The sequence below is a fragment of the Couchioplanes azureus genome (assembly GCF_014648355.1).
GTDB classification, from domain to species: domain Bacteria; phylum Actinomycetota; class Actinomycetes; order Mycobacteriales; family Micromonosporaceae; genus Actinoplanes; species Actinoplanes azureus.
In genome coordinates, this window is sequence record NZ_BMQY01000002.1 from 86,023 (window position 1) to 96,862 (window position 10,840).

A 10,840-nucleotide genomic window follows, 5' to 3' on the forward strand; every position below is an offset into this window, starting at 1 on the left:
CTCCGCGGGGCCGTCCGGATGTCATCCGGGCGGCCTCGTGCGCAGCACGGAAAACAGGTCGGAGAGCACCCAGGGCGCCTTGACGAGCCCGGCGTCCAGCTCCACCGGGGCGCGGAGGCGGTACACCGTGGACTCGCCGGCCAGGAGGGTGACGAAGCCCCGGTCGACCACCGCCTCCGGGTGCACCCGGTCGGCCTGGAGCAGGACGTCGCGCGCGAGGCGGGCCGCGTGGACGTGGACGTCGAGCCCGCCGGGAACGGTCTCGACGCGGACGGTGAGCCCCGGATCCCCGTCCGGGAGGTCCCGGCCCCCGGCCGCGAACCACAGGGCGCGGGCACCGCCGAGCCGGGCGACCACCAGCTCGGTGACCGCCAGGCCGGCGACCGCGGCGGGCACCGGCACCAGCGCCACCGACCGGGCCGGCACGGACACCCGCTCGGCCGCGGTGGCCCGCACCGCGCCGGCCGCGTCCTGGCGCTCGACGAGCAGGGTGGCGGTCCAGTCGGCGGCGTGGTCGTTGAGCACGGCCACCACGAGACCGCCGTCGCGGGGCTGGATCGTGACGGCCCGCTCGGCGTACAGCTCGCGGAGGGCGAAGTAGAGGGGCTTGTGCCGTCCCGCGCCGTCGATCGCCGCCCACGAGGTGACCGGCCACAGGTCGTTGAGCTGCCAGAGGATCGTGCCGCCGGTGTGCGGCCAGTGTGCGCGCCAGTGCTCGACGCCGGTGCGGATCGCCCGTACCTGGTTGAGCTGGGTGAGATAGTGCCAGGCCTCGGTGCTCGCCGGCGCCGGGAAGTGCGCGGCCAGGCCGCGGGCCAGCTTGCCGTTGCCGTCCTCGGCCTTCTGGTGGTGGAGCACGCCCGGGGAGTCCGGCAGCAACGGATCGTCGGACACCGCGTCGCGCAAGGTGGTCCACGCCGGTGGCGCCTGCCAGCCGAACTCCGCGACGAACCGCGGCGCCGAGTCACGGTAGTGGAGGTAGTCCCGCCGGTTCCACACCTCCCAGGAGTGGTGGGTGTGGTGGTCCGGGTCGTTCGGCGGATGCTCCCAGCTGCCCGACCAGGGGCTGCCCGCCTGGTACGGCCGGGACGGGTCCAGCTCCGCGACGACGGCCGGCAGCGTCTCCAGGTAGTACCTCTCACCCCAGCTCGACTCGCCACCGGGCTGGTCGGGCCAGCCGGACGGTTCGCGCAGCCACAGGTTCTCGTTGGTGCCGCACCACGTCACGAGGCTGGGGTGCGGCGCGAGGCGGAGCACGTTCTCCCGCGCCTCGGCGACCACTTCGGAGTAGAGCGGCTCCTCCTCGGGATAGCAGGCGCAGGCGAACAGGAAGTCCTGCCAGACCATCAGCCCCAGCTCGTCGCAGACCTCGTAGAAGGCCCGGTCCTCGTAGATCCCGCCGCCCCACACCCGGACCAGGTTGACGCCGGCGTCGGCCGCCTCGCGCAGCCGCCGCTCGTAGCGTTGCCGGGTCATCCGGGCCGGGAAGATGTCGTCCGGGATCCAGTTCACGCCCTTGACCAGCACGGGCTCGCCGTTGACGTGGAAGACGAACCGGTGCCCGGCCGCGTCGGCGGACCGGTCGATCCTCACGGTACGGAATCCGGTGCGCCGCTCCCACCGGTCGAGCACCCGGTCACCGTCGCGCAGCTCGACGGTCAGGTCGTACAGCTGCGGTTCACCGTATCCGCGCGGATGCCAGGGCGTCACCTCGCCGGCGTCGACGACCGCGTGCGCGGTCGTCGAGTCACCCGGCAGATCCAGATCGGCGAGCTCCCGCCCGTCGAGCAGGACGCGGGCACGCAGGTCGCGTTCCCGGGTGCGCTCCACGTCGACGGTCACCTCCAGCCGGCCCCTGGTGTCGTACGTCGCCAGTGGACGGACGACGGCCAGCCGCGCCGTGCTCCAGCCCTCCAGCCGCACCGGCCGCCAGATGCCCGCGGTGACCAGCGCCGGACCCCAGTCCCAGCCGAAACCACAGGCCATCTTGCGGATCAGGTTGTACGGCTCGGGGTACGCGCCGGGTCGCGGCCCGAGCAGCTCGCGGACCCGCGCCGTCTCGGTGTACGCCGACGCGAAGCGCACGGTGAGCGGGCGCGGGACGGCGTCGACGAGCGCCGTGACGTCGTACCGGTAGCTGCGGTGCATGTTGCGGGTCGCGCCGAGGGCGACGCCGTCCAGCTCGACGGCCGCCACCGTGTCGAGCCCCTCGAACACCAGGTCGACGCGCTCGTGCGCCGGCCCGTTCCAGGCCACCGCGCGGCGGTACCGCCAGCCGGTGCGCCCGACCCACGCGACCGCGGTCTCGTTGTCGTCGTGGAACGGATCCTCGAGCCGCCCGTCGCTCATCAGGTCGGTGTGCACGCATCCCGGGACGAGCGCCGGCACGGTGACACCGGCCAGCGCCCGGGCCTGCTCCGCCGGCGCGCCGTGGGCGTCGACCCGCAGCTCCCACGCCCCGCCGAGATCCTGGACCTGCCGCATGGGAACGTCCTTTCTCACTTGGTGGCTCCGGCGGTGATGCCGCGGTAGACGAAGCGCTGCAGCAGCAGGAAGAGCACGACGGTGGGCAGGATGACGATCATGGTGCAGGCGGCGATCGTCTCCCACTGGGCGCCGTACGGTCCCTTGAAGCGGAACAGCGCGGTCGAGATGACGTTCAGGTCCTCGGATCGCAGGTAGAGGAACGGGATGTAGAACTCGTTGTAGACGGCGATCCCCTTGATGATGACCACAGTGGCGATGGCCGGCTTCATCAGCGGCAGCACGATTTTTCGGTAGACGGTGAACCGGCCGGCGCCGTCGAGCATCGCGGCCTCGTCCAGGCTCCGGGGGATCGACTGCATGAACTGGATGAAGATGTAGATGGACACGATGTCGGTGCCCAGGAACAGCACGATGGCCGACCACGGGGTGTTGACCAGGCCCATCGACTTGACGATCCGATAGGTCGCCACCTGGGTCGTGACGCCGGGCACGAGCGCGGCGACCAGGAAGAGTCCGAGGACCGCACGCTTGAGGGGAAAGGCGAAACGGCTGATGGCGTACGCCGCCAGCGTGCCGACCAGGACGGTGCCGGCGAGCGACGCCACGAGGATGACCGTGGTGTTCCAGAAGCCGCGCAGCATGTCCCCGTCGGTCCAGGCGGTGACGAAGTTGCCGACGTTGAGCCAGTTCCGCGGAGGCGTGAGCGGACCGGTGGTCCGGTATTCCGCGTGGGTCTTGAACGAGGCGAAGAGGACCACCACGAGCGGGACGAGGACCACGGCCGACGCGACCACGAGTGAGGCGTACTTGGCGACGCGCGCGAGGGTGCTCACGACAGCGTGACCTCCTCGTCGGGCAGGAGCCGCCGCTGGATCCAGGTGACGACGAGGACCACCACGAGCAGCACCACCGCCATGGCCGAGGCCAGGCCGATCTGCCGGAACTGGAAGGCCGTCTCGTACGCCTGGACGACGAAGGTCCGGGTGTCGTTCGCGCCGCCGGTCATGATGAACGGGATCTCGAACACCGAGAGGCTGCCGGAGACCGCCAGGATGAAGGACAGGCTGATGATGCGCCGGATCCCCGGGGCGATGATGTGCCGGAACTGGTGCCACCGGTTGGCGCCGTCGATCTCCGCGGCTTCGTAGATCTCGCCGGGGATGGACTGGATCGCGCCCAGGAACAGCACGAAGTTGAGCCCGGTGAACCGCCAGACCGACGTGGCGGCGAGCGAGACGTTCGCCATGTCCGGGTCACCGAGCCACAGCCTGGTGTGCTCGCCCAGTCCGATCAGCCGCAGCACCGTGTCGAGTGTGCCGTCGGGCTGGAACAGATAGAGGAAGACGAAACCGACCGCGACGCCGTTCAGCAGGTACGGGAAGAAGAGGATGCCTTTGAACAGGTTGCGCAACCGCACGGGGAACGACAGGACGACCGCGAAGTACAGGGCGATCGCGATCTGCGCGAACGACGCGGCGAAGTAGTAGAGGCTGACCAGAAAGACCCGCCGGTACCGCTCCTCGGTGAAGACCCGGACGTAGTTGTCCCAGCCCACCGGGTCCATGGTCGGGTCCAGGCCGTCCCACTTGTGGAAGCTGTAGAACAGCATGTTGCCGACCGGCACGTACGTGAAGGTGATCAGGAGAACGACCGCGGGCGCGAGGTACGGCCACGGGCCGCGCCGGAGGCGAGCGATCACCTCATGACCCGGGCCTGGGCGGCGCCCCACCGCTTGTTGAGCTCGGCGAAGTACGAGCCCTTGTCGCCCTCGGCCGCCCCGCGGGCGATGTCGACCAGCTTCTGCCGGTAGATGTCGCCCTCGAGGTCGATCTCGGACTCCCGGATGATCTCGTCCTCCTTGCCGGCGTGGGTGGTGGCCTCCGGGATCTCGAGCAGCTCGACGCCGGTGGCGGTGAAGGCCTGCAGGGTGGCGGGCAGCGGCTGGTCGAGCGTGGGCGGGATGGCCTGCTGGTCCGCGGCGAAGCCGGACTCGCGGACGAACCAGTCCAGCCAGGCCCGGGCGGTCGCCTTGTTCCGGGAGTTCCGGCTGACCGCCGCCTTGTAGTCGCCCTCGATGCGGGCGTGGAACCGGCCGGAGGCCTGGTACGGGAACGGCCAGAACGTGATGTCCCCGGGGTCCGCCTCGACCGCCGTGGCGGCGTCCCTCATCTGCGGGACGGCCCAGGAGCCGAGCAGCATGGTGGCGATCTTGCCGGTGGCGATCATCGGCTTGGCGCCCTCCCAGTTCGTGGTCAGCGGGTCCTTCTCGCTGAGCCCCCCGCGCACGATGTCGAAGAGCAGGCCGTCGGTGATGTACTGGACCTTGCCCGGCTGCCACGGACTGGGGTCGGCCGGGAAGTCCTCGGTGATCCGGGGATCGCCGAGGATGGCCCGCTGGTTGTTCCACATGCTCAGCGGCCAGCCGTCCTGGTAGTTTGTGTAGTACGGGATCGCGCCGGTCCGGTCGGCGATCGCCCGCAGCCCGGCCAGGAACGCCTCCGGCGTCGCCGGGGGCTCGGTGATCCCGGCCTGGGCCCAGATCCGCTTGTTGACCACGAGGCCGTTGGCGACGCCGCCCAGGGAGAGGCCGTACACCCGGCCGTCGTACGCCTTCTCGTCGACGAACCGGTACTCGGTCCTGAGCTCGTCGACGGTGCCCAGCGGCGCGAAGAACTGAGACAGCTGGTCGACGGCCACGGTGTTCGGGATCAGCAGCACGTCACCGTAGTCGCCGGAGCCGAGCTGGGTCGTGACGTCGCGCTCGTAGTTGGTCACCGCCTCGAACGTGACCTTGGTGCCGGGATACTTCGCCTCGAACTTGCCGGCGTACTGCGGCAGTGTGGTCTTCACCAGGTCCGTCCTGTTCGTCAGGACCGTGATGGCGCCCTTCACCTCGCCGGAGAAGTCGCCGCTCCCCGGGCCCTCCTCCGCCGCTCCCCCGGTGCACCCGGTCACCAGGCCGAGCGCCACGGTCGCGACGGCGCCCGCGAGGGATCTCTTGTTGATCATGACGATGTCCGTCCTGCCGGTTCGACGGGGGTGGATGCCGACCGCCCGCTGGAGCGCTCAGCATGAGACCGGCGTCACGGCGCTGTCAAGGTTAGATTACTAATTTATTTGATGCGTGCGACGCCGAGCCGCTGGTGAGAGGCGTGCCCGCCGACGGGTACGGTGTCGGTCATGGCACGTCGAGAATCGCCCGCGGCCGGGCCGGGCAGCCGCGCCCTCATCGTCGACGTCGTCCGTTCCGCGGTGACCATCAGCCGGGGCGAGCTCGCCCAGCTGACCGGCCTCACCCAGCCGTCGATCTCGAACATCGTCCGGGACCTCATCGCGGACGGCATCATCCACGAGATCGGCTCGGTCGACTCGACCCACGGCAGACGGCGCAAGCTCATCGCCATCAACCCCGGCAGCCGGTTCGGCATCGGCTTCCACCTCGGCCCGCAGACGGTCACCTGCATCGCCATCGACCTCACCGGCGGCGTGGTCGGCCGCGAGGTCGTCCCCCGGCCGCCGGACGAGGCGTGGCGGGTGGACCGGCTGGCCGAGCGGTTCGACGACTTCACGGCGGGCCTCGACCTCCCCCGCGGCCGGGTCGAGGGGCTGGCGATCGTCGCGCCGTCCGCCGTACCGGGATCCGGGGAACCCGGCGCCGATCCGGCCGGGGTGCGCGCCGAGCTCGCGGAGCGGATCGGCGTGCCGGTGCTGACCGAGAACGACGCGGCGGCCGCCGCGCTCGGGGAGTTCTGGAGCCGCCGGGTCTCGCGCGAACAGGCGTTCGGGTGCATCTACCTGTCCAGCGGGATCGGCGCCGGCTTCGTCTTCGGTGGAGCGTTGTTCCGCGGCGCGAGCTTCGGCGCCGGCGAGCTCGGCCACGTCTCCATCGACCACGACGGACGCCCGTGCCCGTGCGGCAACCGGGGCTGCGTGGAGCAGTACGCCTCGACCCGGGCGGCGGTGGCGGCCGCCCGGGAGAACGCGGCGCTGCGGGCCCGGCTGCCGCTGGACGGCAGCGAGTCCGACGCCTACGACGCGATCGCGCGGGCCGCCGTCCACGGCGACCCGGACGCCTACCAGGTGCTGGACCAGGCCGCCGCCCGGCTGGGCGTCGCCGCGACGTCGGTGGTGAACCTGCTGGACCTCGGCCGCCTGGTGCTCACCGGACCGGGGGTCGCGCTCGCCGGATCGATCTTCGCCCGCCGGCTGCGCACCCACCTGGGCCGTACGGCGCGCTCCCGGCGGCGGCACACCGTGTCCGTCGAGCTCTCCGCCCAGCCCCGCGACGCGGCCGGCATCGGCGCGGCGGTGCTGGTGGTCCAGGCGTCCGTCGCTCCCGGCCACACGCCCGGGCAGGCGCTACCGTACCTGTCCACCATCTGATGCGGAGAATGCGGTGACTCAGGCGCCAGGGCGGATCGGTCTCGTGCTGACCCGGGCTTCCCAGGTCCTCGGGGAGGAGCCCTACTACCACGAGTTCCTCGAGGGACTGGAACGCGTGCTGACGCCCGCGGGCCTGTCGGTGCTGGTCAAGGTCGTCACCGATCGCGCCGCCGAGACCGCCACCTACGAGCGGTGGTCCGCCCGGCGGCAGGTCGGCGGCGTAATCCTGGTCGACCTCAGCCCGGACGACGACCGCGTCGGCCTGGTGCGCGGACTGGGCATGCCGGCCGTCGTGATCGGCGACCCGTCGACCGCGTCCGGGCTGCCCACGGTCTGGACCGACGACGCGGGATTCGCCCGCGAGGCGGTCCGGTTCCTCGCCGACCGCGGGCACACCGTGCTGGGCCACGTCTGCGGACCGCTCGGGTTCGCCCACACCCAGCTGCGCCGCGGCGGCTTCGAGGCCGAGGCCGCCGACCGCGGCCTGACCCTCGTCACCGCCGAGGGCGACTACTCACAGGATTCCGGGCGCGCGGCCACCGCGCAGGTGCTGGCCGCGCATCCGGTGCGGCCCACCGCGATCGTCTACGACAACGACGTCATGGCGCTCGGCGGCCTGGAGACCATCACGGATCACGACCTGCGGGTCCCGGCCGACGTCTCCGTGGTGGCCTGGGACGACTCCGCCCAGTGCCAGCTCGCCGTGCCGGCCCTCTCCGCGATGAGCCACGACGTCGGCCGCATCGGCGAACTGGCGGCCGGCGCGCTGCTGGACGCGATGCGCGGAGCCCCCGCCGACGTCTACGAGGCCCCCCGGGCCCACATCGTCGTGCGCGACAGCACCCGGTAGGCGTCGTACGCCCTCACGGGGCTCGCCGGTGCATCAGGGCGGCCAGACCGTCGAGGATGCGCTCCAACCCGAACTCGAACGCCTGCTCGCGCTCGTCGTCGGTGGACTCGGCGACGGCCGCGGCGAGCGCGGGGAACCGTTCCCCGTGCTCGCGCAGCACCGTCGCGATGACGCTGGTCAACTGCGCCTCGGGGTCGGCGCCGGCACGCGCCTGGTCGGCGATCGAGCGGGCCTGCGCGGCGAGCGCGGCGAGGGTGTCGAGCCGCTCGGCGCCGCGCAGCCCCGTGCCGGCGAGCAGCCGCAGGCCCGCCTCCATCCAGGTCAGCTCGTGCGGGCCGAGAGGACGCGGGCCCACCGTGGCGTCGAGCACCCACGGGTGGCGCAGATAGGCGTCGAGCAGCGCGCGCGACCATCGGGCCAGCCCGGTGCGCCAGTCGCCGGGGTCCAGCCGGGGCGGTGCGCCGATCGCACGCTCGAGCATCAGGGCGACGAGCTCTGCCTTGCCGGGAACGTACCGGTAGAGCGCCATCTTGGTGACGCCGAGCGCGGCGGCCACCCGCTGCATCGAGACCGCGGCGAGCCCTTCGGCGTCGGCGAGGGCTACCCCCGCCTCGGCGAGGCCGGCCAGGTCCAGCGTCGGCCTGGGCCCGCGGCTGGGCCGTGCGCGGCCGCCCCAGAGCAGTTCCATCGACATCGGGCACTCCGCGGGGGTTGCGGTCGGGCAGAACTGCTTCTACCGTACACAAATCTGAACAGCTTCCGGCGGACACAGTTTGGAGACCGGCGCATGCGGAACAGGACCGTGCTCATCTCAGGCGCCAGCGTGGCCGGCCCCGCCCTGGCACATTGGCTCGGCCGGTACGGCTTCCGGCCCACCGTGGTCGAGATCGCTCCGGGGCTGCGCCCCGGGGGCAACGCGGTCGACTTCCGCGGCGAGAACCACCTGACGGTGCTGGAGCGCATGGGCGTGCTGGGCCCACTACGGGCGATACAGACCGGTGGCACCGCGATGCGCTTCGTCGACGCACAGGGCCGGCGGCTGATGGAGCTGCCCGCCGACTTCGCCGGCGGGGATCTCGAGGTGTTGCGCGGCGAGCTGTCCCGGGTGCTGTACGAGCACAGCCGCGACGCGACGGAGTACATCTTCGGCGACAGCGTGACCGCCCTGACCGACACCGCCGACGGCGTGCGGGTCACCTTCGCGAGCGGCGCCGCCCGCACGTTCGACCTCGTCGTCGGGGCGGACGGGGTGCACTCGCAGGTTCGGCGCCTGGCCTTCGGTCCGGAGGCGGACTTCGTACGCCACCTCGGCTACTACGTCGCCACCTGGAGCGTGGCCGGCCACTCCCGAGCCGGGCGGGACTCGCTGCTGCACAACGCGCCCGGGCTCATGGCGAGCGTGGGCGGCGACCACCGGGACCCGCACCGGGCGCTCGCCTTCGTCATGTTCGCCTCACCGCCGCTGGACTACGACCGGCACGACCTCGACGCGCAGCGGGCCATCGTTCACGAGCGCTTCGCCGGGCTCGGCTGGGAGGTACCGCGGCTGCTGGACGCGCTGCCCGACGCCACCGACCTGTACTTCGACGCGATCTGCCGGGTGGACCTGCCGGCCTGGTCGCGAGGAAGGGTCGCGCTGGTGGGTGACGCCGCCGCCGGCGCCACGCTCGGCGGGATGGGCACCGGCACGGCGGTGCTCGGCGCGTACATCCTGGCCGGCGAGCTCGCTCGGGCCAAGGGCGACCACACCGTGGCGTATCCGCGCTACGAGGCGCTGCTGAGCGGTCTCGCACGCCGGTGCCAGAAGAGCGGCGACGGCGCCGGGAAGTTCCTGGCCCCCCGGCGTGCGTGGACGGCGCGGGCACGCAACGCACTGCTCAACCGAAGGTGGGCGATGGACATGACGCTGCGGATCGCCCGGAACCGGACCGAGAGCATCGCATTGCCGGACTATCGGCAGGTGGGTGGAGACCTCGATGCCACCGGCCCGTCCGGCCGCTAGGCGATCGTCCGGCCCCGACCCGCGACGGGCCCGGCGGGCGGTGGCCCGCCGGGCGCGGGAGCCGCGGCCTGCCTCTTCGGCTACGGCTTGTTCGGCTACGGCTTGGTGAGCAGGCAGCCCGGCAGGTTCAGGTCGATCGCCCGGCTGCTGGTCAGGCAGGTGGTGAACCAGTAGGTCTGCTGGCCGTAGCTCTGGCCCTGGTAGGCCCGGGTGGTCCCGTCGGCGGCGACCTCGCAGGGGTTGTTCAGCGTGCACATCTCGCCGTCGTCGTTGCCGGTGTTGTTGATCCCGACGATGCGTCCCGTGCTGTCGTCCACGATCGGGGACCCGGAGGTGCCGTGAATGGTGTCGCACGCGGAGTCGTAGCGGATCGAGTCCCGCCACGTCCACTGGTCCTCGCGCAGCGTGTCGACGAAGGTGTCGACCTTGCAGTTCCAGATCCGCTTCCAGTAGCTGGACGGGATGGTCATCGAGCTACCGGGGGCCGGCCGGGTGCTCGACAGGGTCAGCGCGGTCGCGCCGTAGCGGCTCTGGATCGAGGCGTACGTGCTGGTCAGCCGGTACAGGGTGACGTCTGTGCCGGTCATCGTCGCGTACAGCACGCGGTCGGCGCGGAGCGTACCCAGGGCACCGCCGGTGCTGTCGAGCAGCGTGCCGGAGCGGCTGCTGGCCCGGTTCTGCACCACCTGTCCGGCCGGGATGAAGCCGCGCTCGTAGCAGTGCCCGTTGGTGAGCATCATCGCCCGGTCGGAGCTGACGGAGTTCGGGTACCGGACCAGGGCGGCGGAGCAGTTGCTCAGCTTGATGGTCGACGCCAGCGTGACGGCGCGGGCGGCCAGCGCCGGGGCGGCTTCAGCGGGGGCGGCGTGAGCGGGGGCGGTGCCGGCGAGCAGGCTGCCGGCGGCCGCGAGGGAGGCGGCGCCGAGGACGAGCGCACGACGTAGGCGCATCGGGAGGTCCCTTCTGCTGGGTGCCGCGGCCGGATCGACGACTGTGCGGGCACCACATGATCTCGGTGCCACGATCCTGACATCGATATCGGTTTATGTAAATCATCCGTGCGACCGGCGGACTCTCCGGGGGTCGTCCGTACGGCATCCCGGCCTCACCACTTCAGG

9 protein-coding genes are annotated in these 10,840 nt (G+C 71.8%); 3 read left to right on the plus strand and 6 right to left on the minus strand.

The features are described from left to right. Positions 1-21 precede the first annotated feature (21 nt). Genes IEY99_RS07635 through IEY99_RS07650 form a run of 4 tightly spaced genes read right to left on the minus strand, consistent with a single transcriptional unit; the run spans position 22 to position 5,496 of the window. Complete coding sequence (locus IEY99_RS07635; RefSeq protein ID WP_189200862.1) at positions 22-2,484, minus strand: glycoside hydrolase family 2 protein; 2,463 nt, start codon at positions 2,482-2,484, stop codon at positions 22-24. Positions 2,485-2,498: 14 nt separating this feature from the next. Beyond that, a complete protein-coding gene (locus IEY99_RS07640) occupies positions 2,499-3,320 on the minus strand; it encodes a carbohydrate ABC transporter permease (RefSeq protein WP_229798300.1) in 822 nt (273 codons plus the stop codon). Continuing rightward, positions 3,317-4,186, minus strand: coding sequence for a carbohydrate ABC transporter permease (locus IEY99_RS07645; RefSeq protein WP_229798302.1), 870 nt, complete (start codon positions 4,184-4,186; stop codon positions 3,317-3,319). The genes IEY99_RS07640 and IEY99_RS07645 overlap by 4 nt, the downstream gene beginning before the upstream one ends. Then, positions 4,183-5,496: an ABC transporter substrate-binding protein gene (locus IEY99_RS07650; protein ID WP_189200866.1), complete on the minus strand. Its 1,314-nt coding sequence runs from the start codon at positions 5,494-5,496 to the stop codon at positions 4,183-4,185. The genes IEY99_RS07645 and IEY99_RS07650 overlap by 4 nt, the downstream gene beginning before the upstream one ends. Positions 5,497-5,667: 171 nt before the next feature. On the opposite strand from IEY99_RS07650, the gene IEY99_RS07655 reads away from it, so the two are divergent. Both IEY99_RS07655 and IEY99_RS07660 read left to right on the plus strand, forming a co-directional pair. Next, positions 5,668-6,870, plus strand: coding sequence for an ROK family transcriptional regulator (locus IEY99_RS07655; protein WP_189200868.1), 1,203 nt, complete (start codon positions 5,668-5,670; stop codon positions 6,868-6,870). 13 nt (positions 6,871-6,883) lie between these two features. Beyond that, positions 6,884-7,720, plus strand: a complete 837-nt coding sequence (locus IEY99_RS07660) for a LacI family DNA-binding transcriptional regulator (RefSeq protein WP_189200870.1) — start codon at positions 6,884-6,886, stop codon at positions 7,718-7,720. A 13-nt stretch (positions 7,721-7,733) separates the two neighbouring features. Here the strand turns inward: IEY99_RS07660 and IEY99_RS07665 are convergent, their stop codons facing one another. Continuing rightward, complete coding sequence (locus IEY99_RS07665; protein ID WP_189200872.1) at positions 7,734-8,414, minus strand: TetR/AcrR family transcriptional regulator; 681 nt, start codon at positions 8,412-8,414, stop codon at positions 7,734-7,736. A 93-nt stretch (positions 8,415-8,507) separates the two neighbouring features. Here IEY99_RS07665 and IEY99_RS07670 point away from each other — a divergent pair, with 93 nt between their 5' ends. Further along, positions 8,508-9,722, plus strand: coding sequence for an FAD-dependent monooxygenase (locus IEY99_RS07670; protein ID WP_189200874.1), 1,215 nt, complete (start codon positions 8,508-8,510; stop codon positions 9,720-9,722). 95 nt (positions 9,723-9,817) lie between these two features. Here IEY99_RS07670 and IEY99_RS07675 read toward each other — a convergent pair whose 3' ends face one another. Beyond that, a complete protein-coding gene (locus IEY99_RS07675) occupies positions 9,818-10,672 on the minus strand; it encodes a S1 family peptidase (RefSeq protein ID WP_189200876.1) in 855 nt (284 codons plus the stop codon). Positions 10,673-10,840 lie beyond the last annotated feature (168 nt).